The organism is Ensifer canadensis (genome assembly GCF_017488845.2).
Taxonomy (GTDB): Bacteria; Pseudomonadota; Alphaproteobacteria; order Rhizobiales; family Rhizobiaceae; genus Ensifer; species Ensifer canadensis.
Genome location: NZ_CP083370.1, coordinates 1,203,216 through 1,226,935 on the forward strand (window position 1 = coordinate 1,203,216; position 23,720 = coordinate 1,226,935).

The 23,720-nt window shown below is 61.5% G+C and carries 24 protein-coding genes; 17 read left to right on the forward strand and 7 right to left on the reverse strand.

Translation table 11 applies throughout. From position 1 onward, the window contains the following. Nucleotides 1-23: 23 nt before the first annotated feature. The 5 genes from J3R84_RS05935 to J3R84_RS05955 form a co-directional block, all read right to left on the reverse strand. Nucleotides 24-1,217: a DUF418 domain-containing protein gene (locus tag J3R84_RS05935; RefSeq protein WP_225906176.1), complete on the reverse strand. Its 1,194-nt coding sequence runs from the start codon at nucleotides 1,215-1,217 to the stop codon at nucleotides 24-26. A gap of 280 nt (nucleotides 1,218-1,497) precedes the next feature. After that, nucleotides 1,498-2,151, reverse strand: coding sequence for a CDP-alcohol phosphatidyltransferase family protein (locus J3R84_RS05940; RefSeq protein ID WP_025426757.1), 654 nt, complete (start codon nucleotides 2,149-2,151; stop codon nucleotides 1,498-1,500). 3 nt (nucleotides 2,152-2,154) lie between these two features. Then, entirely contained in the window at nucleotides 2,155-2,541 is a 387-nt protein-coding gene (locus J3R84_RS05945; protein WP_025426758.1) for a hypothetical protein, read from the reverse strand. Next, nucleotides 2,538-3,488: a phosphatidate cytidylyltransferase gene (locus J3R84_RS05950; protein WP_025426759.1), complete on the reverse strand. Its 951-nt coding sequence runs from the start codon at nucleotides 3,486-3,488 to the stop codon at nucleotides 2,538-2,540. The genes J3R84_RS05945 and J3R84_RS05950 overlap by 4 nt, the downstream gene beginning before the upstream one ends. Further along, nucleotides 3,485-4,132, reverse strand: a complete 648-nt coding sequence (locus J3R84_RS05955; protein ID WP_207207487.1) for a lysophospholipid acyltransferase family protein — start codon at nucleotides 4,130-4,132, stop codon at nucleotides 3,485-3,487. The genes J3R84_RS05950 and J3R84_RS05955 overlap by 4 nt, the downstream gene beginning before the upstream one ends. 990 nt (nucleotides 4,133-5,122) lie before the next feature. Between J3R84_RS05955 and J3R84_RS05960 the strand changes: the two genes are divergently transcribed. The 14 genes from J3R84_RS05960 (at nucleotide 5,123) to J3R84_RS06025 (ending at nucleotide 18,211) form a co-directional block, all read left to right on the forward strand. Beyond that, nucleotides 5,123-6,013, forward strand: a complete 891-nt coding sequence (locus J3R84_RS05960; RefSeq protein WP_025426761.1) for a VOC family protein — start codon at nucleotides 5,123-5,125, stop codon at nucleotides 6,011-6,013. After that, on the forward strand, nucleotides 6,013-6,855 hold the full coding sequence (gene kdsA / locus J3R84_RS05965; RefSeq protein ID WP_025426762.1) for a 3-deoxy-8-phosphooctulonate synthase: 843 nt from the start codon (nucleotides 6,013-6,015) through the stop codon (nucleotides 6,853-6,855). Before J3R84_RS05960 ends, kdsA begins: the two co-directional genes overlap by 1 nt. Before the next feature lie 129 nt (nucleotides 6,856-6,984). Beyond that, nucleotides 6,985-8,259, forward strand: coding sequence for a phosphopyruvate hydratase (gene eno, locus J3R84_RS05970; RefSeq protein ID WP_203527266.1), 1,275 nt, complete (start codon nucleotides 6,985-6,987; stop codon nucleotides 8,257-8,259). A gap of 143 nt (nucleotides 8,260-8,402) precedes the next feature. Next, nucleotides 8,403-8,723 carry an FtsB family cell division protein gene (locus J3R84_RS05975; protein WP_025426764.1) on the forward strand — a complete coding sequence of 107 codons (321 nt, stop codon included), beginning with the start codon at nucleotides 8,403-8,405 and terminating at the stop codon, nucleotides 8,721-8,723. Nucleotides 8,724-8,859: 136 nt separating this feature from the next. Continuing rightward, nucleotides 8,860-9,906, forward strand: a complete 1,047-nt coding sequence (gene pdhA / locus J3R84_RS05980) for a pyruvate dehydrogenase (acetyl-transferring) E1 component subunit alpha (RefSeq protein WP_025426765.1) — start codon at nucleotides 8,860-8,862, stop codon at nucleotides 9,904-9,906. A gap of 17 nt (nucleotides 9,907-9,923) precedes the next feature. Next, on the forward strand, nucleotides 9,924-11,297 hold the full coding sequence (locus J3R84_RS05985) for a pyruvate dehydrogenase complex E1 component subunit beta (RefSeq protein WP_025426766.1): 1,374 nt from the start codon (nucleotides 9,924-9,926) through the stop codon (nucleotides 11,295-11,297). A gap of 15 nt (nucleotides 11,298-11,312) precedes the next feature. Further along, nucleotides 11,313-12,653, forward strand: coding sequence for a pyruvate dehydrogenase complex dihydrolipoamide acetyltransferase (locus J3R84_RS05990; RefSeq protein WP_025426767.1), 1,341 nt, complete (start codon nucleotides 11,313-11,315; stop codon nucleotides 12,651-12,653). Between the two features lie 67 nt (nucleotides 12,654-12,720). Continuing rightward, on the forward strand, nucleotides 12,721-13,362 hold the full coding sequence (locus J3R84_RS05995) for an SGNH/GDSL hydrolase family protein (protein WP_025426768.1): 642 nt from the start codon (nucleotides 12,721-12,723) through the stop codon (nucleotides 13,360-13,362). A gap of 1 nt (nucleotide 13,363) precedes the next feature. Then, the gene (locus J3R84_RS06000) at nucleotides 13,364-13,945 is read left to right on the forward strand and encodes a GNAT family N-acetyltransferase (RefSeq protein ID WP_025426769.1); all 582 of its coding nucleotides are present in this window, start codon (nucleotides 13,364-13,366) and stop codon (nucleotides 13,943-13,945) included. An 18-nt stretch (nucleotides 13,946-13,963) separates the two neighbouring features. Then, nucleotides 13,964-15,409, forward strand: coding sequence for a dihydrolipoyl dehydrogenase (lpdA, locus tag J3R84_RS06005; RefSeq protein WP_025426770.1), 1,446 nt, complete (start codon nucleotides 13,964-13,966; stop codon nucleotides 15,407-15,409). Between the two features lie 78 nt (nucleotides 15,410-15,487). After that, nucleotides 15,488-15,739: a GlsB/YeaQ/YmgE family stress response membrane protein gene (locus J3R84_RS06010; protein WP_025426771.1), complete on the forward strand. Its 252-nt coding sequence runs from the start codon at nucleotides 15,488-15,490 to the stop codon at nucleotides 15,737-15,739. Between the two features lie 134 nt (nucleotides 15,740-15,873). After that, nucleotides 15,874-16,845, forward strand: coding sequence for a lipoyl synthase (gene lipA, locus J3R84_RS06015; RefSeq protein WP_203527265.1), 972 nt, complete (start codon nucleotides 15,874-15,876; stop codon nucleotides 16,843-16,845). 316 nt (nucleotides 16,846-17,161) lie between these two features. Further along, nucleotides 17,162-17,752, forward strand: a complete 591-nt coding sequence (locus J3R84_RS06020) for a P-loop NTPase family protein (RefSeq protein WP_025426773.1) — start codon at nucleotides 17,162-17,164, stop codon at nucleotides 17,750-17,752. Between the two features lie 9 nt (nucleotides 17,753-17,761). After that, entirely contained in the window at nucleotides 17,762-18,211 is a 450-nt protein-coding gene (locus J3R84_RS06025) for a type II toxin-antitoxin system RatA family toxin (RefSeq protein WP_025426774.1), read from the forward strand. Here the strand turns inward: J3R84_RS06025 and J3R84_RS06030 are convergent. Both J3R84_RS06030 and J3R84_RS06035 read right to left on the reverse strand, forming a co-directional pair. Continuing rightward, a complete protein-coding gene (locus J3R84_RS06030; RefSeq protein WP_203527301.1) occupies nucleotides 18,199-18,696 on the reverse strand; it encodes a CinA family protein in 498 nt (165 codons plus the stop codon). The genes J3R84_RS06025 and J3R84_RS06030 overlap by 13 nt on opposite strands. After that, complete coding sequence (locus J3R84_RS06035) at nucleotides 18,683-19,906, reverse strand: bifunctional 2-C-methyl-D-erythritol 4-phosphate cytidylyltransferase/2-C-methyl-D-erythritol 2,4-cyclodiphosphate synthase (RefSeq protein ID WP_107027692.1); 1,224 nt, start codon at nucleotides 19,904-19,906, stop codon at nucleotides 18,683-18,685. Before J3R84_RS06035 ends, J3R84_RS06030 begins: the two co-directional genes overlap by 14 nt. Before the next feature lie 149 nt (nucleotides 19,907-20,055). Here J3R84_RS06035 and dusB point away from each other — a divergent pair, with 149 nt between their 5' ends. Genes dusB through ntrC form a run of 3 tightly spaced genes read left to right on the forward strand, consistent with a single transcriptional unit; the run spans nucleotide 20,056 to nucleotide 23,686 of the window. After that, nucleotides 20,056-21,084 carry a tRNA dihydrouridine synthase DusB gene (gene dusB / locus J3R84_RS06040; RefSeq protein WP_025426777.1) on the forward strand — a complete coding sequence of 343 codons (1,029 nt, stop codon included), beginning with the start codon at nucleotides 20,056-20,058 and terminating at the stop codon, nucleotides 21,082-21,084. After that, complete coding sequence (locus tag J3R84_RS06045; protein WP_025426778.1) at nucleotides 21,081-22,235, forward strand: two-component system sensor histidine kinase NtrB; 1,155 nt, start codon at nucleotides 21,081-21,083, stop codon at nucleotides 22,233-22,235. The genes dusB and J3R84_RS06045 overlap by 4 nt, the downstream gene beginning before the upstream one ends. Beyond that, nucleotides 22,232-23,686 carry a nitrogen regulation protein NR(I) gene (gene ntrC, locus J3R84_RS06050; RefSeq protein ID WP_025426779.1) on the forward strand — a complete coding sequence of 485 codons (1,455 nt, stop codon included), beginning with the start codon at nucleotides 22,232-22,234 and terminating at the stop codon, nucleotides 23,684-23,686. The genes J3R84_RS06045 and ntrC overlap by 4 nt, the downstream gene beginning before the upstream one ends. Nucleotides 23,687-23,720 lie beyond the last annotated feature (34 nt).

Genomic DNA, 23,720 nt, shown 5'->3' on the forward strand with positions numbered 1-23,720 from the left:
TCGATCTCGCCGAAAAGAATGGTCTACCGCCGATCGGCGCTTGCAAGGTTGCGCCATTGCGGCACGCGCCAAATGGTGATGAGGCGCAGCAGCCATTCCAGCGGTCCATAGGCGAAGCGTTGCAGCCACCAGCGGCTAAGAACAAGCTGGGCGGCGTAGACGACAAGGGCCATCGATACGGTTTCGAGCGGCGAGATATGGCCGATCAAGCCGAAACCGTAGCCATGAAAGATAAGCGCGCAGATGAGCGACTGTAGCAGGTAGTTGGAAAGCGCGGTCCGGCCGGCCGGCGCCAACAGGTTGCGCAGCCACCGTCCAGCGGCACTATCGAGGAACAGCATCATCGCGCCGACATAGGCTCCCGTCAGAAACGGCGCGGTCAACAGCCCGACGGCAAGTCCGGTGATCGCCTGAGGCGAATCGGCCATTTGGACGCTGGTATAGGCATAGATGACGGCGCCAGGCAGGCCGACGAAAAGGCCGAGGCGAACAAGCCAACGGAACAGGGCGCGGTTCTCCTGCGGCCGAGACAGGATCTGCCGACGTCCGGCAATCAGGCCGACAAGAAACATGGCCAGCGCCGATGGCGCCTGCAACAGGCCGAGGATGACCCAGACCGATGACAGTTCCGTCAGGTGCTGGCCGATGATGGATTGCCAATCGCCCCGAAAGGCCGCTTCCGTCGCTGCAGCCGCGGCGATGATGGCGTACCGCTCAAGGACTGGAGGCTCCAGGACGGCGGCGACGCCAAGGGCGAACCAGGCAAGCGCCGTACTGATCACCAGCAGGCGAGCGAGACGCCAGAGGCTGGCATCGCTTCGCGTGCGCAACATCATCAGGGCGATGCCAAGGACGGCGTAGGTCGTCAGGATGTCGCCATGAAACAAAAGCACCGCATGCGTCAGGCCAATCAGCCAGAGCCCCGCCTGCCGCCGCAAGAGTCGCGGCACGAAGGCGTCGCCTGCCTTTTCGGCGGAGCGCATCTGCAAGGTGAAGCTGTAGCCGAAGAGAAAGGAAAAGAGCAGGTAGAACTTCATTTCGAAGAACAGTGCGACAGCGAAGTGCACCGCGCGGTCTAGGCCGGTATCGAACGATGGGTCAGGCAATTCGAGGCCGTAAAATGCCGAAGCGAAGGCCATGATGTTGACGAGCAGAATGCCGAGCAGCGCGAAGCCGCGCAGCGCATCGACCCCGTTTATGCGGTCTTGGGTGGTCATGGTCATCTCCGTAACGGCAGGCGATGTGGCGGCCGGCCGGATCCATCTGATTCAAAACGCCTATCGCCGAACGGGCATGGTTGGGCGAACGGTCGACGTAGCTCCGCCAACCGGGGGGTCGGCAGTGGGTGGCGCAAAACGTTCAAGGGCGGCTCAGTGGCGCTATAATAAATAGAGTAATCTATCTAATAATAAGTTTCGAGGACGTCAAGGGGTTCGCCGAGCCGATGCAGGCGACGGCGTTCAACGGATTGAGGTTGGGGGGTGCGGTCCGCGGAGGCTAGTTTGCTGCGGCTTTGGCCTTCAGCCAGGCGGTCTGGCGTCGCGCGCGGCGCAATGCCGTAACGGCTGCCCCGACCGAGACGACAACAAGGGCGACGAGCAGTACTTCGCCATCGCCGAGCCACAACCCTTCAAAAGCCGAAACGACGGCCGCCAACGTGATCACCGCCATGCGGTGCTGTTTTGCCAACGGGCCGGAAAAGTCGCTCGGTGCGCCATTGGCACGGCCGAGTTCGCGGACATAGGCGGTGAGCACGGCGAAGGCGCCTGCGGCAAAGCCGAGCGCAGGCAGGCCGACGCCATAGCCGGCGCCGGCGAAAATGAAGAGGTCGGCGACCCGATCGGGAAATTCATTCCAGAACGGACCGTCCGGTTCACCCTTGCCGCCCTCGACGGCAACCATACCGTCAAATAGATTGCAGAGCAGACGCATCTGGCAGAACAGGGCCGCCGCGATGAAAAGCAGGGCGCGAAGTCCGTCCTGGGTCTCGCTGGTCAGCCAGAAAGCAACGCCTGCCAGAGCCGCGGCCGCCATGCTTGCCTGCGATATCTGGTTGGGCGTGATCGACATCGCGGCGAGGCGTCGGGCGATTGCCTGCGCCCAGCGGGTGTTTCGGCTGGCCAACGGCCTGCGGTCGCCGGTTTCTGTCATTGGTCAAGCTCCCCCGCGGCTGATCGAATAGTTGTAGAGCACTGCATAACTGCCCGATACCAGCAGCGGCACGGCAATGGTTTTGAGAATTTCCGGTGTTCCGGTTGCCGCGTGCACGGCGACGAGGATGCTTGTCGAAGCAAGGCAGGCGAGGAGCGGCGGCATCCAAAGCTGCGAAGTGCCGCGGAAACGAAGAGACAGCGCGTCGATGGCCGATTTCAGGCACAGTGTCAGCGCGGCTGAAAGGGCGCCCTGCACCAGGCCGGCTACGAGTGGTCGCGGCATTGGGTGGTGCCTGTTGGCAAACAGCGCCCATCCGCCCATTGCTATGAAAGCAAAAAGCACGTGGACGATGCTGCTGCGGGCAAAAGCGCGCAGGTGGCCGCTCATGTCAACGACCACCAGTATCGCGTCAGATGAAAGAAGATCGGTGCCGAGAATACGACCGAATCCAGCCGGTCGATCAAGCCGCCATGGCCTTCGATCAGGTGGCCCCAGTCCTTGACGCCGCGATCCCGCTTGATCGCCGACATCACCAGCCCGCCGAAGAAGCCCATCATCGTGATGATGAACGACATCACCCCGGCCTGGATCGGGGTAAACGGCGTGATCCACCAGAGCGAGGCGCCGAGCAGCGTCGCGCTGGCAACGCCGCCGACGAACCCCTCCACTGTCTTCGACGGCGAGAGCTTCGGCGCGATCTTGGTGCGCCCGAAGAGCTTGCCCCAGACATATTGCAGCACATCGCTCGATTGCACGACGATCACCAGGAAGGCGATCAACAACACGTTGCGCCCCCCGTAGCCGGGTATCTGCAGCGTCAGCAAGGCCGGTACGTGCGAGGCGCAAAACACGCAGATCATCAACGCCCATTGGACTTCGGAAATCCGCAGCAGGAAGTTTTGCGTATCGCCCCGCAGGACCGCAATGATCGGCATCAGCAGGAAGGCATAGACAGGAATGAAGATCGCGTAGATGCCGTATTCTTCGGCCCAGAGCAGATAATAGTTGATCGGTAAGGCCAGGAAAAAGGCAGCAGCGATCGCCCAATGGTCGGCGCGGCGCGTATTGATCAGCGTGATGAATTCACGTAGCGCCGCAAATGAGCAGAAGGCGAAAAGCAGCAGCACCCCGACACGTCCGGCGATGAAGGCGATGGCAATGAGGAACACCATTGCCCACCAGGCCTTGATGCGGGCGTTGAGGTTCTCGATCGCTCCATTGGAGCCGTCGGGCGAAAGCCTGCGCTGCAGTACGTAACCGACCGAAGAGGCGAACAGCAGGATGCCGCCGACGCCGAGCAGCAGGGTGACCATATCGGAAGTCGTGGTACTCATGCGTCGTTATCCGTCTGTGCCGGGGCGAGGGAAAGCAGTGCTGCTTGCGCCCTGGCGATGAAGTCTTCCTTGCTCTCGTCTGGTCCAACCTTCAACGGCTCGCCGAAGTTGATCGTGCAGATCAGCGGGATCGGAACGAACTCGCCCTTCGGCATCACGCGGTTGAGATTGTTGATCCAGACAGGGACAAGCGCCACGTCCGGCCGCTTGCGTGCGAGGTGATAGAGCCCGCTCTTGAATGGCAGCAGCTTGGCCTCGGTCTGGTTGCGCGTGCCTTCGGGAAACACGATCAGCGAGGCACCTTCGTCCAGAGCCGTCGCCATCTGTTCGACCGGGTCGCTTGTGCGCGCGGCGGGGTCGCGTTCGATCAGCACCGCATTGAAGACGTCGCGGCCGATGAACGATGTCAGCTTCGACTTCAGCCAGTATTCGGCGCTGGCAACCGGGCGGGCGCGGTCGCGCAGCCAAGGCGGCAGCACGGCCCAGATCAGGATGAAATCGCCATGGCTGGAGTGGTTGGCGAAATAGATGCTCTGTCTCGGCGGCAGGCCGGTTTCGTGCCAGAGTGCCCGGGCAGCTGTCAGTGCGCGGGCAAACATCATGATGGCGACCGAAGCGAGCTTGGCAATCAAATCGCGAATCATGCCGCCTCAACTCCATGTTGAAGGCATCCAGGTATCGAAGGTTGCCTTGCTCCGCGTATCCGGATGTGTCCCCCGCCGTGCAATGAAATGATCAAATGTTGCCCCTAAAAACGCGCAGGCCCATCGTAACCTCAGGCTGCATCGGCCGACTTTACGCGATTGCGTCCGCTTCACAAGCGGCCGAAGTCGCTCCTGGGATGATGACGTGTGGGCGCCGCAAATTCTTCGATCTCTGCACGTTTTTAGCTGACACGCTGAAAACGATGCGACGTCACACCGCAGTCTTTTACCGAAAGGCGGCTTCTACTGAACGTTGACCGCTTGCAGCGCAGCCGCCAATTTTCGAGTGTTGTAAGAGGAGCGTCGTTCAATGCGCCAGTTTCCTGATCGACAGGTTTGTGCCGACCTTTATCGCGACCTGCGCCATCAAACGCGATCTTAGTGTTTGACGCGAATGGCCCGACCTCGTTGTTCGGGCGCTGAACGCAGGTGTAACGAGAACAACCGCAGCGGCCGACGCGACGCTGCGGTTCCCAGTCCCTCGTGTCGCCGTGTTACGTCGTGTTACTGTTACGTACTCCCCAAAACACCGGTTTCAGCCTTTTCTGTTCTTCAGCTAAAGAAAGGGTCAGTACCTATGCGCTTCATAACTTTGTTGTTCGTGCCTTTGACGATCGCCCTGCTAGGGCTTTCGGGCTGTGCCACGACGTCCTCGAGCAATACGACCTACGCGCAGCCGCAAACATTCGCCCCCGGTCTCGGGGCTTCGAATACGGGCAACGCCACCGCGGCGCCGGGATACTATTGACGCTCGGGCAGTTCGGCACCTGGTGGCAACCATAAATCTGCGGCGGGCGGTGCCCGGCGCGGATGGATTCTGTTCTCTGCAGATGTTTGGGTCCAGACGGGCAATCGGTGCCATGGCCGCCAGTCGGCTTGCAATCGCCGGACAAAAGTTGCAAACAGCGGCAAACCATCAGGGAAACCGCCATGAGCCTCTCCAAGCGCACCACCCGCCCGCTCGATCATCTCGTGCTACCGGTGGACGCACTTGAACAGGCACGGCGTCGCCTCAATGATCTCGGTTTCACGGTGGCCGAGGATGCTCGCCATCCCTTCGGCACCGAAAACGCCTGCGTCTTCTTCTCCGACAACACTTATCTTGAGCCGCTTGCCGTCGCTTCGCGCGAAGAATGCGAAATGGCAGCCCTGGACGGCAACGCCTTCGTCGCCCGCGACCAGGCTTTCCGATTCCGTCAGGGGCCGGAAGGTCTGTCAGCGATCGTGCTCGGCACTGAAGACGCTGCGACGGATCATATGCGGTTTCGCGCCCGTGGCATCTCGGGCGGCGAGATGTTGGAGTTCTCGCGGCCCATGCGGCTGCCGGATGGCCGGGAAGGGCTTGGCTCCTTCCGGCTGGCCTTTGCCGCCGACCTGCGCTCGCCGGATTTCTTCCTGTTCAGCTGTCAGCGGGTGCGCGCGCTTCCAATCGATCGTGGCGCGCTCGAGCGGCACGACAACAGCGTGCTCGGCATTTCCGAGGTCGTGCTTTCGGAGACGAACCCGACCGATTTCCAGTACCTGCTGCAAGAGGCGGTCGATGAGCGCGAAGTCGCGGCTCACTCCTTCGGCATGGATATCGAGACGACGAACGCCAAGATCTCTGTGCTGAGCGCCGCCGGCATGGAGGCTTTCTTCGGCCGTTCGGTCCGCAGCGCCGAGCGCGGCTTGCGCGGCCGGGCCGTGATCTTCCGCGTCGCGGACCTCGAAGTGACGCGTGCGCTCTTCGCGCGCAACGATATCGAATTTTCAGAAATGGGCGGACGCCTCATTGTCCCCGAAATGCCGGGGCAAGGGGTGATCTTCGCGTTTGGAGCTTGATGATGGAAACGAATGCCAGAGTAGTCGTCGGTGAAGGTGCCAAGCAGGTCGCCTTCTCGCAGAGGGAGCGCCTGTCGCTGATCGCCGGCCCCTGCCAGATGGAAAGCCGCGAGCACGCCTTCATGATGGCGGGAAAGCTTGCCGAACTATGCAAGTCGCTGGATATCGGCCTGGTCTACAAATCGTCCTTCGACAAGGCCAACCGTACATCGCTTTCTGGCAAGCGCGGCATCGGCCTCGACACGGCGATGGAAATCTTTGCCGATCTCAAGAAGGAGTTCGGTTTCCCGGTCCTGACCGATGTGCACACCGAGGAGCAGTGCGCCGTCGTCGCCGAGACCGTCGACATCCTGCAGATCCCGGCCTTCCTGTCGCGCCAGACCGACCTTCTGGTGGCAGCTGCCAAGACTGGCCGCACCATCAACGTCAAGAAGGGCCAGTTCCTGGCGCCTTGGGACATGAAGAACGTGCTCGCCAAATTCACCGAAAGCGGCAATCCCAACATTCTTCTGTGCGAGCGTGGCGCGTCCTTCGGCTACAACACGCTGGTTTCCGATATGCGCTCGCTGCCGATCATGGCCTCGCTCGGCGCGCCCGTCGTCTTTGACGCCACCCACTCGGTGCAGCAGCCGGGCGGGCAGGGCGGTTCGACCGGCGGTCAACGCGAGTTCGTTGAAACGCTGTCGCGTGCAGCCGTCGCTGTCGGCATCGCCGGCCTGTTCGTCGAAACCCACGAGGAACCGGACAACGCTCCTTCCGATGGCCCCAACATGGTGCATCTGAAGGACATGCCGCGGCTGCTCGAAAAGCTGCTGGCCTTCGACGCCGTCGCAAAGGGCTGAGACAGGCTCGTGAAATTTTCATGAACCCCGGTGGCGCGGTTGTTTTTACATCTTGCGCGCCATTGAAAATCCCGGGCCTTCGCTTATGACAGGCCCGACCCACCACCGTCCTCAAGCAGGGAAGAGATCATGACAGCAATCATCGACATCATCGGCCGAGAAATTCTGGACAGCCGCGGCAACCCGACCGTCGAGGTCGACGTCTATCTGGAAGACGGAAGCTTCGGCCGCGCGGCCGTGCCGTCGGGTGCCTCGACCGGTGCGCATGAAGCGGTCGAACTGCGCGATGGTGGAACGCGTTACCTCGGCAAGGGCGTCGAGCGCGCCGTCGACGCCGTCAACGGCGAGATCTTCGAGGCGATCGGTGGCCTCGATGCGGAAAACCAAATCCAGATCGACAAGACGATGATCGAGCTTGACGGCACGGCCAACAAGTCGCGCCTCGGTGCCAATGCCATCCTCGGCGTGTCGCTGGCCGTCGCCAAGGCTGCCGCCGAAGCTTCCGGCCTGCCGCTCTACCGTTACGTCGGCGGCCCGAACGCCCACGTGCTTCCGGTTCCGATGATGAACATCATCAACGGTGGTGCTCATGCCGACAACCCGATCGACTTCCAGGAGTTCATGATCGTTCCGGTCGGTGCCGATACGATGCGTGACGCGGTCCGCATGGGTTCGGAAGTGTTCCACACGCTGAAGAAGCAGCTTTCCGCCGACGGCCACAACACCAATGTCGGCGACGAAGGCGGCTTCGCGCCGGGTCTGGCGTCCGCTCCGGCAGCACTCGACTTCATCATGAAGTCGATCGAGAAGGCTGGCTACAAGCCGGGCGAAGACATGATCATCGCACTCGATTGCGCCGCGACCGAATTCTTCAAGGACGGCAAGTACGTCCTCGAAGGCGAAGGCCGCACGCTTGAGCCGGGTGCAATGGCCGAATACCTGGCGGAACTTGCTGCCAAGTACCCGATCTTCTCGATCGAAGATGGTATGGCGGAAGACGATTGGGACGGCTGGAAGGCTGTGACTGACCTCATCGGCAACAAGTGCCAGCTCGTCGGCGACGACCTGTTCGTCACCAACTCCGCCCGCCTGCGCGATGGCATCAAGATGGGTGTTGCCAACTCGATCCTCGTTAAGGTCAACCAGATCGGCTCGCTGTCGGAAACACTTGACGCTGTCGAAACGGCACACAAGGCACGCTACACCGCCGTCATGTCCCACCGTTCGGGCGAGACCGAGGACGCGACGATCGCCGACCTCGCCGTTGCCACCAACTGCGGCCAGATCAAGACCGGCTCGCTGGCCCGGTCCGACCGGCTCGCAAAGTACAACCAGCTGATCCGCATCGAAGAGCAGCTCGGCCTGCAGGCCAACTACGCCGGCCGCTCGATCCTGCGTGGCTGATAGCCTCGATCGATCGCTGAAAAAATTGACCCGCTCACGGTTGCCGTGGGCGGGTTTTGCTTTATCCGGCCATTCATGGTCAACGGTCGGTTAATCAATGCCGGTTAGTCTCACCCTGTATTGCGTATCAGGGTGTGAACGGGATGTGGACAAGGCATCATAAGAAACGGAAACTGGGCCGACTGGTGCTGCCGCTGATCGCGGTCGCCTTTCTGTCTTATTTCGGCTATCATTCCATTCACGGCGGCTACGGCTTGAAGGCGACGGAGCAATTCGATCGCCAGATCGTTGAGCGGCAGGCACGGCTGGACGAGCTCACAAAGCGGCGAACGACCCTCGAAAAGGAGGTTCAGCTGATGAGCGACGGTTCGCTGGAGCGTGACATGCTGGATGAGAAGGCTCGCCTCGCGCTCAATATGTCGCGCAGCGATGAAATTGTTATTTTCCACCGCATGACGAATTAACCGAAATTCGGTTAATTGGCATTTCATATTTAAATTCAATAACTTGCGCGGAATGCGAGCCATGCAAATATGGCATTGCTGTGGCGCTTTTCTTTCCCTATGGTAACCCTCAAAGGCTAACCATTGGGAGGAATGAATGGCTCCGCGAAAAAACGCGTCCGTCTCCAGCCGTAAGACCGCAGCAAAGCCGGCCAAGAAGGACCTGAGCGGCGGTAATATCGCCGAATTCACCAAAGAAGACGAACTGAAAGCCTACCGCGAAATGCTGCTGATCCGGCGTTTCGAGGAAAAGGCCGGCCAGCTCTATGGCATGGGTTTCATCGGCGGCTTCTGTCATCTCTACATCGGCCAGGAAGCTGTCGTCGTCGGCATGCAGATGGCGCTGAAAGACGGTGACCAGGTCATCACCGCCTACCGTGACCACGGCCACATGCTGGCCTGCGGCATGAGCGCCCGCGGCGTCATGGCCGAACTCACGGGTCGTCGCAGCGGTCTTTCCAAGGGGAAGGGCGGCTCGATGCACATGTTCTCCAAGGAAAAGCATTTTTACGGCGGTCACGGCATCGTCGGTGCCCAGGTGTCGCTCGGCACCGGCCTTGCCTTTGCCAACCGCTATCGCGGCAACGACAATGTCAGCGTCGCCTATTTTGGGGATGGCGCGGCCAACCAGGGCCAGGTCTATGAAAGCTTCAACATGGCGCAGCTGTGGAAGCTTCCGGTGATCTACGTGATCGAGAACAACCGCTACGCCATGGGCACGTCGGTCACCCGCGCATCGGCGCAGACCGATTTTTCGAAGCGCGGTGTCTCCTTCGGCATCCCGGGCTTCCAGGTCGATGCCATGGATGTTCGTGCGGTCAAGGCGGCGGGCGACGAGGCTGTCGAGTATTGCCGTTCGGGCAAGGGCCCGATCATTCTCGAAATGCAGACCTATCGCTACCGCGGCCACTCCATGTCCGACCCGGCGAAGTACCGCTCGAAGGATGAAGTGCAGAAGATGCGGTCGGAACACGATCCGATCGAACAGGTGAAGGCACGTCTGACCGAAAAGGGATGGGCGAGCGAGGACGAGCTGAAGCAGATCGACAAGGACGTCCGCGACATCGTCGCCGACAGCGCCGATTTTGCCCAGGCTGATCCGGAGCCGGATGTATCCGAGCTCTACACCGATATCCTGCTTTGATCCGGGGAGGCTCAAATATGCCAGTAGAAATTCTCATGCCCGCCCTTTCCCCGACGATGGAGGAAGGCACGCTCTCGAAATGGCTGAAGAACGAAGGCGACAAGGTCTCCTCCGGCGACGTCATCGCCGAGATCGAGACTGACAAGGCCACCATGGAAGTGGAAGCCGTCGATGAAGGCACGATCGGCAAGCTGCTGATCGCCGCCGGCACCGAAGGCGTCAAGGTCAATACGCCGATCGCAGTCCTGCTGCAGGATGGCGAAGGCGCTGGCGATATCGCCGCACCGAAGGTGGATGCGCCCAAGGCTGCCACCGCCAGCGAAGCACCCGCAGCTTCGGCGCCGGCACCGGTTGCGGCCCAGCCGAAGGTCGAAGTTGCCGCCGATCCGGCAATCCCGGCCGGCACCGAAATGGTGACGATGACCGTGCGTGAAGCTCTGCGCGACGCCATGGCCGAGGAAATGCGCGCCAGCGACGACGTCTTCGTCATGGGCGAAGAAGTCGCCGAATACCAGGGCGCCTACAAGATCACGCAAGGCCTGCTTCAGGAATTCGGCGCCCGTCGTGTCATCGACACGCCGATCACCGAACACGGCTTTGCCGGCGTCGGCGTTGGCGCTGCCATGACCGGCCTGCGCCCGATCGTCGAGTTCATGACCTTCAACTTCGCCATGCAGGCGATTGACCAGATCATCAACTCCGCCGCCAAGACGCTCTACATGTCCGGCGGCCAGATGGGCGCGCCGATCGTGTTCCGTGGCCCGAGCGGTGCTGCGGCCCGCGTAGCGGCGCAGCACTCGCAGTGCTATGCCGCCTGGTACAGCCACATTCCAGGTCTCAAGGTTGTCATGCCCTATACGGCAGCTGATGCGAAGGGCCTGCTGAAGGCGGCCATCCGCGATCCGAACCCGGTCATCTTCCTCGAAAACGAAATCCTCTACGGTCAGTCCTTCGAAGTGCCGAAGCTCGACGATTTCGTGCTGCCGATCGGCAAGGCCCGTATCCACAAGGTCGGCAAGGACGCAACCATCGTTTCCTTCGGTATCGGCATGACCTATGCGATCAAGGCGGTCGCCGAACTGGAAGCGCAGGGCATCGACGTCGAGCTGATCGACCTTCGCACCATCCGTCCGATGGATCTGCCGACGGTGATCGAATCCGTCAGGAAGACCGGTCGTCTGGTGACAGTCGAAGAAGGCTATCCGCAGTCTTCCGTCGGTACCGAGATTGCGACCCGCGTCATGCAGCAGGCCTTCGACTATCTCGATGCCCCGATCCTGACGATCGCCGGCAAGGATGTGCCGATGCCTTACGCCGCGAACCTCGAGAAGCTCGCGCTTCCGAACGTCGCAGAGGTCGTCGATGCGGTGAAAGCCGTTTGCTACAAATAAGGGGAGGGCCCTTCGATGCCTATCAACATCACAATGCCTGCCCTCTCTCCGACGATGGAAGAAGGCAATCTGGCCAAGTGGCTGGTCAAGGAAGGCGATAAGGTCAAGTCCGGCGACGTGATCGCCGAGATCGAGACGGACAAGGCGACGATGGAAGTCGAGGCCGTCGATGAAGGCACCGTTGCCAAGATCGTCGTTCCCGCCGGCACCGAAGGCGTCAAGGTCAATGCGCTGATTGCGGTCCTTGCAGCCGACGGCGAAGATGTCGCCGCGGCCGCCAAGGGCGGCAACGGTGCAGCGGCACCGGTCGCGGCCGAAACGAAGGAAGCGCCCGCGCCGGCAGCGGCCAGCGCTCCGGCGCCCGCTGCAACTCAGCCGGTGGCGGCAGCGCCGCAGGCGGCCAAGACGGAATCCGGCAGTCGCGTGTTCTCGTCGCCGCTAGCGCGTCGTCTTGCCAAGGATGCCGGCATCGATCTCTCGGCGATCGCCGGCTCCGGCCCGCATGGCCGCGTGATCAAGAAGGACGTCGAGACTGCTGTTGCCGGTGGCGGCGCGAAGCCGGCCGCTGCACCAGCAGCAGGTGCTGCAGCTCCCGCTGCCGCGCCGCTTGCCAAGGGCATGTCGGAAGACGCCGTACTCAAACTGTTCGAGCCCGGCTCCTACGAGCTCGTGCCACATGACGGCATGCGCAAGACGATCGCCAAGCGGCTCGTCGAATCCAAGCAGACGATCCCGCACTTCTACGTCTCGCTCGATTGCGAACTGGATACGCTTCTGGCGCTCAGGGCCCAGCTCAATGCTGCCGCTCCGGAAAAGGACGGCAAGCCGGTCTACAAGCTCTCGGTCAACGACATGGTGATCAAGGCGCTGGCGCTGGCTCTGCGTGACGTTCCGGATGCCAACGTGTCCTGGACCGACAGCAACATGGTCAAGCACAAGCATGCCGACGTCGGCGTCGCCGTGTCCATCCCGGGCGGCCTGATCACGCCGATCGTTCGCCAGGCGGAGCTGAAGAGCCTGTCTGCCATCTCCAACGAGATGAAGGACCTCGGCAAGCGCGCCAAGGACCGCAAGCTGAAGCCCGAGGAATATCAGGGCGGCACGACGGCGGTCTCCAACATGGGCATGATGGGCGTCAAGGACTTCGCCGCCGTCGTCAACCCGCCGCACGCCACGATCCTTGCGGTCGGTGCGGGCGAGGAACGCGTCGTCGTCAAGAACAAGCAGATGGTCATCGCCACTGTGATGACGGTCACGCTTTCGACCGACCATCGTTGCGTCGATGGCGCGCTCGGCGCCGAACTGCTCGGAGCCTTCAAGCGCTACATCGAAAACCCGATGGGCATGCTGGTCTGATGTGGACAAGGACCGGCCCTCGGGCCGGTCCGTTCCTTGATCGCAACGCCGAAGGCGGGCCCGGACGATGAAAACACTTCTCTGCTACGGTGACAGTCTGACATGGGGCTATGACGCGTCCGGCCCGGGCCGTCATGCACTCGCAGACCGTTGGCCGAACGTGCTGCAGAAGGCGCTCGGGCCGGACGTTCATGTTGTTGCCGAAGGGTTGAATGGACGCACGACCGCCTATGACGATCACCTCGCCGATTGCGACCGCAACGGCGCGCGGATGCTGCCTACCGTCCTTCACAGTCATGCGCCGCTCGATCTGATGGTCATTCTGCTCGGCTCCAACGATATGAAGCCGATCATTCACGGCACGGCTTTCGGCGCGGTCAAGGGTATCGAGCGCCTGGTCAATCTCGTGCGTCGTCACGATTGGCCGGTCGAAACGGCGGAAGGCCCCGAAATCCTGATCGTTTCGCCGCCGCAGCTTTGCGAGACGGCAAACAGTGCGTTCGCGGCGATGTTCGCCGACGGCATCGAGCAGTCGGCGATGCTGGCGCCGCTCTACCGCGACCTTGCAGACGAACTCGATTGCGGGTTCTTCGATGCGGGATCGGTTGCAAGGACAACGCCGCTCGATGGCGTGCATCTGGACGCTGAAAACACCCACGCGATCGGCCGGGGCCTCGAGCCGGTCGTCCGGATGATGCTCGGTGTCTGAGATGACGGACGACGTCACCATCAGACCGGCGGAACGAAACGAGGCGGCAGAACTCGCCGTTCTCGTCGACATCGCCTCGCAAGGCTTTGCCGCCTGGCTCTGGTCTGGCGCGGTTCTTGGCGGGGCGACCGATACGGCTTTCGAGCGCGGGCGCAACAAGCTGCGCGAGGATGTCGGCCCTGGAAACTGGCGGGATGCGGTCGTTGCCGACCTCGATGATGAAATCGCGGGGGTATCGATCGGCTACGGTATCGACGCTTCGGTGGCGGAAATCGAAGCGAAGCATGCTGTGCTCGAACCCCTGCTGGCGCTGCAGCGGCCTGTGGTCGGCCACTGGTTCATCGATAGCCTCGGCGTTTACCGCCATCGGCGCGGCCGCGGCATCGGACGCAGACTGCTTGCACATGAAATTGCACGCGCCGGCTCGGCGCCGGTGAGCCTGATCACCGAAAGCCACAATGACAGGGCGCAGGCACTCTACAGGGCAAACGGCTTCGAGGAGGCGGCTCGGACCGAGGCCGTGCCGCTCTTCGAAGGTAGCAGAAAACACGACTGGGTGCTCTTCACCCGCAAGGTCGCTTGAGACAAAGGCAGGAAACACATGGCTGAGAATTACGACGTCATCGTCATCGGTTCGGGTCCGGGAGGCTATATCGCCGCTATTCGTGCGGCGCAGTTGGGCCTCAAGACTGCGGTCGTCGAGCGCGAGCATTTGGCTGGCATCTGCTCCAACTGGGGCTGCATTCCGACCAAGGCGCTGCTTCGCTCGGCCGAAGTGCTGCACTATGCCCAGCATCCGGGCAGCTACGGCATCAAGATCGAAGGTGCGGTGACGCCCGATCTGAAGGCGATCGTTGCCCGCTCGCGCGGCATTGCCGAGCGCATGAACGGCGGCGTCGGCTTCCTCATGAAGAAGAACAAGGTTGACGTCATCTGGGGCGAGGCCAAGCTGACCAAGCCCGGCGAGATCGTCGTCGGCAAGACGACGAAGGCGATCGTTCAGCCGCAGGCGCCGCTGCCGAAGAACACCAAGGGCGAGGGCACCTATACTGCCAAGCACATCATCATCGCCACCGGCGCCCGCCCGCGGGCCCTGCCGGGCATCGAGCCCGATGGTAAGCTGGTCTGGACCTATTTCGAGGCGATGAAGCCGGAGGAAATGCCGAAGTCGCTGCTTGTCATGGGCTCGGGCGCGATCGGCATCGAATTCGCTTCGTTCTACCGCACCATGGGTGTCGACGTGACCGTGGTCGAGGTCATGCCGACCGTGATGCCGGTCGAAGACGCCGAGATCTCCGCCATCGCCAAGAAGCAGTTCGAAAAGCAGGGCATGAAGATCCACCTTGAGGCCAAGGTGACGAAGGTCGATAAGGGCGCGAACTCGGTCACCGCCCATGTCGAGATGAAGGACGGCAAGGTCGAAAAGATCACCGCCGACCGGATGATCTCCGCCGTCGGCGTTCAGGGCAATATCGAGAACCTTGGTCTCGAAACGCTTGGTATCAAGACCGACCGCAGCTGCATCGTCATCGATGGCTACGGCAGGACCAATGTTCCCGGCGTCTACGCGATCGGCGACGTTGCCGGCCCGCCGATGCTCGCCCACAAGGCCGAGCACGAGGCCGTCATCTGCGTGGAGAAGATCGCAGGCTTGCCGAATGTCCACCCGATGGACAAGCTGAAGATCCCGGGCTGCACCTATTGCCACCCGCAGGTCGCCTCGGTCGGTCTCACCGAAGCCAAGGCAAAGGCCGAGGGCCGCGATATCCGCGTCGGTCGCTTTCCCTTCGTCGCCAACGGCAAGGCGATTGCCCTTGGCGAAGATCAGGGCATGGTCAAGACCATCTTTGACAAGAAGACCGGCGAGTTGCTGGGCGCGCACATGGTCGGCGCCGAGGTGACCGAACTCATCCAGGGTTTCGTCGTCGCGATGAACCTGGAGACGACAGAAGAAGACCTGATGCACACGATCTTCCCGCATCCGACGATTTCGGAGACGATGAAGGAAAGCGTGCTCGATGCCTATGGGCGTGCGCTGAACGCCTGATGGACCGGCCGTCGCCGGAACTTTTGGCGCGATCCCGCATTGATGACGCGACCTTGTCCTCAATGCACGGAGATCACCATGGCTGTAAACGGCGTCGGCATCCTGGCTGCGATCATCATCGGCGGTTTTGCCGGATGGCTTGCGGAGAAGTTCATGAACAGCGATGTCGGGCTGTTCATGAACATAGCGCTCGGCATCATCGGCGCGGTGGTGTCGAATATCATTCTGGCAGCCTTCGGCATGGCTTTTTCCGGCTGGCTTGCCTATCTGGTCTTCGGCTTTATCGGCGCCTGCCTGCTGATTGCCGTCGGCCGCGCTGTCAAACGATAGCCTGCGACGCTTCCTGCGTCAGCGATCGGGCTATCCAGAAAAAGGTGGCCTGACATTTCTCGTCGAGCCATCTATATAGATCGAAAAAGGGTCTGCCGGCACCAAGCCGCAGCCGCCGCGACGAGGAAGACAGTATGGTAACGGTATTCGATGCCGTCTCTGAAGGGGCGCAACGCGTCCGCCATCCGGAAAAGGCCCACAAGCCCGATACCGAAATGCTGCGCAAGCCGGAATGGATCCGCGTCAAGGCGCCGACCTCCAAGGGCTATCAGGAGACGCGCGAGCTGGTGCGTTCGCACAATCTCGTCACGGTCTGTGAAGAAGCCGGCTGCCCCAACATCGGCGAGTGCTGGGACAAGAAGCACGCCACCTTCATGATCATGGGCGAGATCTGTACCCGCGCCTGCGCTTTCTGCAATGTCTCGACCGGCAAGCCGAATGCGCTCGACATGGCCGAACCCGAGAACGTCGCCAAGGCCGTCAAGCAGATGGGCCTCTCCCACGTCGTCATTACCTCCGTCGACCGCGACGACCTGGCCGACGGTGGCGCCGAACATTTCGAGAAGGTGATCTGGGCGATCCGCGCCGCTTCGCCGCAGACCACCATCGAAATCCTGACGCCCGACTTCCTGAAGAAGCCTGGCGCACTGGAGCGCGTCGTCGCCGCCAAGCCTGATGTGTTCAACCACAACATGGAAACCGTACCGGGCAACTATCTCACCGTCCGTCCGGGCGCCCGATACTTCCACTCCATCCGCTTGCTTCAGCGCGTCAAGGAGCTCGATCCAACGATGTTCACCAAGTCCGGCATCATGGTCGGCCTCGGCGAAGAGCGCAACGAAGTGCTGCAGCTGATGGACGACCTGCGCACCGCCGACGTCGATTTCATGACCATCGGCCAATACCTGCAGCCGACCCGCAAGCACCACAAGGTCGAGAAGTTCGTCACCCCGGAGGAATTCAAGTCCTACGAGACGGTCGCCTATACCAAGGGCTTCCTCATGGTCGCCTCGAGCCCGCTGACCCGCTCGTCGCACCATGCCGGCGACGACTTCGCCCGCCTGCGGGCAGCGCGCGAAAAGAAGTTGGTGGCTGCTGCCGGGTAGAACCGAGGCACTTCGAAACAACAGGAACTCCGGCCCCAGTGCCGGAGTTTTCGTTTGACGGTTACTCATCTCGGGCGATGTGCATAATTTCCCGATTGCGCGCGAAACTTGCGAATTTTTGGCCGATCGCGTATCGGCTGTTCTCTCTTCCTTGATTGGAATGCTGATGGTTCGATATTTGTCGAACCAAGACGCCGCTTTTCTTTTGAAGAGCCTATGCCGGGTGCCGATCATCTGATCGATCGTCAGGTTTCGATCGTGACAACGATGATTTTCCAACCGACCCTAGACCGGGATTGTTTGGCGGAGTTTGTCGATGGATCAGCCAGTAGCGCCTGGGAACGTGAACGACGTCGACGATGCCGTTGCTGCCGGTCATATCCGCAATGCCAGGCGTATCCTCGTGGTCGGATGCTCCGGTGGTGGCAAGTCGACGCTTTCGCAGAAGCTGGCTCGGCATTTCGACCTTACCTACATCTCCATTGATCGCGATATTCTGTGGTTGCCTGGCTGGGTCCAACGCGATCGGGCCGAACAGCGCCGACGCATCGTCGAGAGGATCGCCGACGATCGCTGGATCATGGATGGCACCAATCCTTCGACCTTCGATGTCCGCGTGCCGAGAAGCGATATCGTGGTCTGGGTGCGGATGCCGCGGCTTCTCTGTGTCTGGGGCGTCGTCACCCGCTGGCTGAAATATCTCGGCCGCGCCCGCCCGGAAATGGCGCCGGGCTGCATCGAGAAGGTCGATTGGCAGTTCCTCGAATTCATCTGGACCTTCGAGGACAAATTCTCGCCGCGTATCGTCGCAGGCCTTGCCCAGCACGGCCCGCATGTGCCGGTTCTGCAGTTGAAATCGCGGCGCCAGATGCAGAGGCTCCTTGATCTTCTCGGCGTGCCCGCTTAACTCCCTTCTATGCCGCACTTTGAAACAAACCATGTCGTCAAGCACACGGCCGACCAGATGTTCGATCTCGTCGCTGATGTCGAACACTATCCGGAATTCCTGCCGCTCTGTGAGGCGCTGACCGTGCGCTCACGCAAGGAAAGGGATGGCAAAATCCTGCTGCTGGCTGACATGACCGTCGGCTACAAGGCGATCCGCGAGACCTTTACGACGCAGGTGCTGCTCAACAAGGCCGAGCGCCAGATCGAGGTCAAATATATCGACGGTCCGTTCAAATATCTCGACAATCGCTGGCGCTTCGAGCCAGCGGGTGAGGGGCAGTCGATCGTGCATTTCTACATCGACTATGAGTTCAAGAGCCGCATTCTCGGCGCCTTGATGGGCTCGATGTTCGACCGTGCCTTCCGCATGTTCTCCGACGCCTTCGAGAAGCGCGCCGACAAGATCTACGCCGTCTGAGCGACCTCGGTCAGCATCTCGAGCGCCGTTCGGATGGTTGCCAACCGCACGGCGTCGCGGCCGATATCGCCGTAGCGCATATCGCGGTGGAGGGCTGCGCCGTTGCGGCCGGTTGCTGACAGATGGACCAGGCCAACAGGCTTTTCCATCGATCCGCCGCCCGGGCCGGCAATGCCGGTCACGGCAACGGCAAAGTCTGCCTCGGAGCGCGCAACCGCGCCGCGCGCCATTTCGATGGCGGTCTGCCTTGAAACTGCGCCGTGCGCTGCGAGCGTTGCCGGATCGACACCGAGCATCTGGATCTTGGCGTCGTTGGAGTAGGTGACGAAACCGCGGTCGACGACGGCGGATGATCCGGAAATTTCCGTCAGTGCCCCGGCAATCAGGCCTCCCGTGCAGGATTCGGCGGTTGCCACCTTGAGACCGCGCGCGGTGAAATCGGCAATGATTTTGCCGGCCGTCGCCTGAATGTCATTCGGCCACATCATGGGCTCCCCCTCCGGTGTAGACAACGGTTGCGGTCGCGATTGCGGCGATACCCTCGTCGCGGCCGATGAAACCGAGCCGCTCGTTCGTCGTCGCCTTGACCGAGCAGCGGTCAAGATCGATGCCGAGCATGTCGGCAAGGTTCTCCCGCATCGCCTGGCGATGCGGCCCGACTTTCGGGGCCTCGGCAATCAGCGAAATATCGGCATTGGTGATCGTGCCGCCGCGCTGACGCACAATGTTTGCCGCATGTTCGAGGAAGATGCGCGATGCGGCACCCTTCCACTGCGGGTCGGACGGCGGGAAGTGATCGCCAATATCACCGGCACCGCAGGTAGCAAGCAGCGCATCTGTGAGCGCGTGCAAGGCAACGTCGGCATCGGAATGGCCGGAGAGCTTCTTGGTGTGCGGAATAAGGACGCCACAAAGCGTAACGCCATCACCTTCGACCAGCTGGTGTACGTCATAGCCATTGCCGGTGCGAACGTCCGGAATCAGATGTCGCTTGAGTTTTTCGTCGGCCATGGCGATGTCCCTTTTCAGTGTGAGCTTGACGTTGTCGACCGTGCCTTCGACGAGGGTAACAGGGATCCCCGCCCATTCGGCGATTGACGCGTCGTCGGTGAAATCTGTGCGGCCGCTTGTCGCTGCGGCTCGGTGGGCGTCGAGGATGGTCTTGAGGTCGAAGGTCTGCGGTGTCTGTGCCGCATGAAGGTGATTGCGCGGAACGGTTTCGGTCACCATGCCGGCGGCATCGGCGCGCTTGAGCGTATCGGAAACGGCAAGCGCCGGCAGCACGGCACGCGCTCCCCTTGTCAGCGCATCGGCACAGCGCGACAGCAGGGCGTGGTCGGCAAAGGGGCGCACGGCGTCGTGAATCATCACGTTGCGTGAGCCGGTTGCCGCTACGGCTTCAAGGCCTGCGAGAACCGATTGCTGTCGCGTTGCGCCGCCGTGGACCACGATCAACTCGCGCGCCAGCGATCGCCTGCGTGCCGCTGCCAGCAGATCCTCGTCATCGGGGTGGATGACAACCACGATCGGGCCGGTCCCCGGCCATGTCGCGAAAGTGTCAAGCGTATGGGCGATAACGGGCTTGTCGCCGATGGTGCGGTACTGCTTCGGCCCTTCGGCCGACTGTCCCGCGCGCTCGCCGCGCCCTGCTGCAACAATCACGACGCCGCAGGAAAGCTGTTCTTCAGGCTGCATCTTCTGTATGTGGTCCCGGATTTCGCCAATCTTCGCCGTGATGTACCGCGAAGGTCCGTGCTTTGCCAGCCGAGCAGGGAAATTTGCCCGACGCATCGAAATCGCTTGGCAAGCCAAAGAACAATGTCTAAAAATAGTGCAAGAACAACATGTGCCTGAAAGATATGCATTTGCCAGCTCCGGCTCTGTCAACACCGCTTCGGATCGGGAATATCGAAATCCGCAACCGGGTGGCGCTCGCCCCGATGTCTGGCGTCACGGACCTGCCATTCCGCACCTTTGCCTGGCGCTTCGGCGCAGGGTTCGTCGTGACGGAAATGGTGGCGAGCCGCGAACTGGTCGGCAACGCGTCGGAATCCTGGGCCAGGCTGAAGAACTCCGGCATCAAGCCGCATATTGTTCAGCTTGCCGGACGTGAGGCCCATTGGATGGCCGAGGCGGCAAAAATCGCTGCCGCTAATGGCGCCGACGTCATCGATATCAACATGGGCTGCCCGGCAAAGAAGGTGACGGGTGGCTATTCCGGCTCGGCGCTGATGCGCGATCCTGACCATGCTCTGTCCCTGGTCGAGGCAACGGTCAACGCCGTGGATGTACCGGTCACGCTGAAGATGCGGCTTGGCTGGGACGAAAACTCGATCAATGCGCCGCTGATTGCAAGAAGGGCGCAGGAGGCCGGTGTCCAGGCGATTACCGTGCACGGCCGCACCCGGATGCAGTTCTACACCGGCAGGGCCGATTGGGATGCGATCCGCGCCGTGCGCGAGGTCATTTCCGTGCCGCTGGTTGCCAATGGCGACGTCGATACGGTGGCGGATGCCGAAGAGATCCTCAGGCGCTCCGGCGCCGACGCCGTCATGGCCGGGCGGTCTTCGCAGGGCCGTCCTTGGCATGTCGGCGTTCTCGCTGGCGCGTCAAGCCATCCCGACCAGGCTGAGATCGCCGACATTTTCGTGGAGCACTATGAGATGATGCTCGAATTTTACGGTGCCGACACGGGCCTGAGGCATGCACGCAAGCATGTCGGCTGGTATCTCGACCGTTTCGCACCTGATCTTGCCGGGGCAGAGAAGGGGGCGATCCTGACATCGACCGATGCCAGATCAGTCGCCGCGCGCGCATCCGATGCAATTCAAAGTTCGCTTGCGACCTTCTCTGGCGAAGGGATCGCCGCATGACCGAAAAACCCAATCCGGAAGCCTTGGCTGCTGCCAACGGGCTGTCGATGGCGGTGCTGAATGCCATTCAAAATCCGGTGATCCTTGTCGATGAGAACGGTCTCGTCGCCTTCGCCAACTGGGAAGCGGAGTCCTTTTTCGGTGCCAGCGCCAATCATCTGGCCCGGCACGATATCAGCGCCTTCATTCCGTTTGGCAGCCCACTTCTGACGTTGATCGAGCAGGTGCGCGAGCGCAGGGCCCCGGTCAACGAGTATCGCGTCGATCTCAGTTCGCCGCGGCTGGGCGCCGACAAGCTGGTTGATCTCTATGTGGCGCCAGTCATTTCGGAGCCCGGCTCCGTCGTGGTCGTCTTCCAGGAGCGGTCGATGGCCGACAAGATCGATCGCCAGCTGACACATCGGACGGCGGCGCGGTCGGTCACCGGCCTTGCCTCGATGTTAGCGCACGAGATCAAGAACCCGCTTTCCGGCATTCGAGGGGCCGCGCAATTGCTTGAGACTTCCGTCAACGACGAGGATCGGGCGCTGACGCGGTTGATCTGCGACGAGACCGACCGGATCGTCTCGCTGGTCGATCGGATGGAAGTGTTTTCCGACGAGAGACCCGTCGATCGCGTGCCGCTCAACATTCACTCGGTGCTCGATCATGTGAAGGCGATCGCCAAGGCGGGCTTTGCGCGCCGGATCAAGGTGACGGAGAATTACGATCCATCGCTTCCGTCGGTCTTTGCCAACCGCGACCAGCTCGTGCAGGTGTTTCTCAATCTCGTCAAGAACGCAGCGGAAGCGATCGGTGATCGCCACGAAGGCGAGATCATGCTGACGACCGCCTACAGGCCCGGTATCCGGCTTTCGGTCGCGGGCACCCGAGAAAAAATCTCGCTGCCGCTCGAATTCTGCGTGCATGACAATGGTCCCGGCGTTCCTTCTGACTTGCTGCCGCATCTGTTCGATCCGTTCATTACGACCAAGACCAATGGTTCGGGCCTCGGACTGGCGCTCGTCGCCAAAATCATCGGCGGCCATGGCGGCATCGTCGAATGCGACAGCCAGCAGAACCGCACGACTTTCCGCGTCCTGATGCCGGCCTCCAAGGGGCAGGCGGCGGACGAAGACGAACTGCCTATGACAAAAGGAAACATTGCATGACGGGTGCCACCATCCTCGTCGCGGATGACGACGCAGCCATTCGCACCGTGCTCAATCAGGCGCTGAGCCGCGCCGGCTACGATGTCCGGATCACGTCGAATGCGGCCACGCTCTGGCGCTGGATTTCCGCCGGCGATGGTGATCTTGTCGTCACCGACGTTGTCATGCCCGACGAGAATGCATTCGATCTGCTGCCGCGCATCAAGAAGGCGCGTCCCGATCTGCCGGTTCTTGTCATGAGCGCGCAGAACACGTTCATGACGGCGATCAAGGCCTCCGAAAAAGGCGCCTATGATTATCTGCCGAAGCCCTTTGACCTGACCGAGCTGATCGGCATCATCGGTCGGGCGCTGGCCGAACCGAAGCGCCGCCCGTCCAAGGTCGACGACGATTCGCAGGATGGCATGCCGCTCGTCGGTCGCTCGGCAGCGATGCAGGAAATCTACCGGGTTCTCGCCCGCCTGATGCAGACCGATCTGACGCTGATGATCACCGGCGAATCCGGCACGGGCAAGGAACTGGTGGCACGCGCACTGCATGACTACGGCAAGCGCCGCAACGGCCCCTTCGTTGCGATCAATATGGCGGCAATCCCGCGCGATCTGATCGAATCGGAATTGTTCGGTCACGAAAAGGGCGCCTTCACCGGCGCCCAGACGCGTTCGACCGGTCGTTTCGAGCAGGCCGAAGGCGGCACGCTGTTCCTCGACGAAATCGGTGACATGCCGATGGACGCACAGACGCGGTTGCTGCGTGTGCTGCAACAGGGCGAGTACACGACGGTTGGCGGTCGCACGCCGATCCGCTCCGATGTGCGCATCGTCGCGGCAACCAACAAGGACCTGAAGCAGTCGATCAACCAAGGTCTCTTCCGCGAGGACCTGTACTATCGGTTGAATGTGGTGCCGCTGCGCCTGCCGCCGCTGCGCGACCGCGCGGAAGACATTCCCGATCTTGTGCGCCACTTCGTGCAGCAGGCCGAGAAGGAAGGTCTGGACGTCAAGCGTTTCGATCAGGAAGCGCTCGAACTGATGAAGGCGCATCCGTGGCCGGGCAACGTGCGCGAGCTCGAAAACCTCGTGCGCCGACTGACTGCGCTTTACCCGCAGGACGTCATCACGCGGGAAATCATCGAAAACGAGTTGCGCTCGGAGATCCCCGACAGTCCGATTGGAAAAACACAGGCGCGCAGCGGTTCCCTTTCGATCTCGCAGGCGGTCGAGGAGAACATGCGGCAATATTTCGCCGGCTTCGGTGACGCGCTTCCACCGAGCGGTCTTTACGAGCGTGTGCTTGCCGAGATGGAGTATCCGCTGATTCTTGCGGCTTTGACGGCGACGCGCGGAAACCAGATCAAGGCGGCCGATCTGCTCGGGCTCAACCGCAACACGCTGCGCAAGAAGATCCGCGAACTCGGCGTGTCAGTCTATCGCAGTTCACGCACGGCTTGACTTGGTCACAGCCACCGTTGCATTTTCGACACAA